This window comes from Streptomyces solitudinis (assembly GCF_036323765.1).
Lineage (GTDB): Bacteria > Actinomycetota > Actinomycetes > Streptomycetales > Streptomycetaceae > Streptomyces.
The window spans coordinates 1-890 of the sequence record NZ_JAZDCW010000030.1 but is presented as its reverse complement, the minus strand read 5'-3'; the positions used below and the strand labels follow the sequence as shown (position 1 = coordinate 890).

Below are 890 nucleotides of genomic sequence, written 5' to 3'. Positions count from 1 at the left end.
CCCGGACCTGCGGGCGGAACTACAGGGAAGTCTTCTCAACTAGCAGACAAGCGGTGCGCATCGTGTCGCCCGCCCCTTAAAGTGCGGGGACGCGGCGCGCCTGGCGCGTCTGGAACATCGGCGGCCCAGCAAGCCGGCAGTCGACAGGAGGAAACGTGACAACGCCCCAAGGCGGTCCGTACGGCAACGAACACCAGCCGCAGAGCGACCTGCCCTACCAGCGCTACAACTTCCCCTCGACGCCCAGCCACCGGCAGCAGCAGGGCGGCCGGCCGCCGCATGCCCCCCAGATGCCCTACGGACCGCCGGAACCCCGGGAACCGGCGCGGCAGCGTCCGGCCCAGGACAGCGACGGCCAGGGCAGGGACGCGGGGAGCGGGCAGCCGCACCCCCTCGTGCGCCCGTACGCGATGACCGGCGGACGCACCCGGCCGCGCTACCAGCTCGCCATCGAGGCCCTGGTGCACACGACGGCGGAGCCCGCGCGGCTCCAGGGCCAGCTCCCCGAACACCAGCGGATCTGCCGCCTGTGCTATGAGATCAAGTCGGTCGCCGAGGTCTCCGCACTGCTCTCCATCCCCCTCGGCGTCGCCCGGATTCTCGTCGCCGACCTCGCAGAGGCCGGGCTCGTCGCCATCCACCAGCCCGGCGGCGACGAGTCCGCCGGCGGACAGCCAGACGTGACACTGCTTGAAAGGGTGCTCAGTGGACTTCGCAAGCTCTAGCGGTGCCGCCCGCTCCACCACCTCCGCGAAGATCGTGGTGGCCGGTGGTTTCGGGGTGGGCAAGACGACCTTCGTGGGCGCCGTCTCGGAGATCAATCCACTGCGCACCGAAGCCGTGATGACATCGGCCTCTGCGGGAATCGACGACCTGACCCACACCGGTGA

The 890-nt window shown here is 70.3% G+C and carries 1 protein-coding gene and 1 pseudogene; both read left to right on the top strand.

Annotated elements, in window-relative coordinates:
* Positions 1-155: 155 nt before the first annotated feature.
* The gene (locus V1J52_RS25995; protein WP_330142421.1) at positions 156-725 is read left to right on the top strand and encodes a DUF742 domain-containing protein; all 570 of its coding nucleotides are present in this window, start codon (positions 156-158) and stop codon (positions 723-725) included.
* Positions 706-890, top strand: a pseudogene (locus V1J52_RS25990) (ATP-binding protein); the annotation flags it as partial. The gene V1J52_RS25995 and the pseudogene V1J52_RS25990, both read left to right, overlap by 20 nt.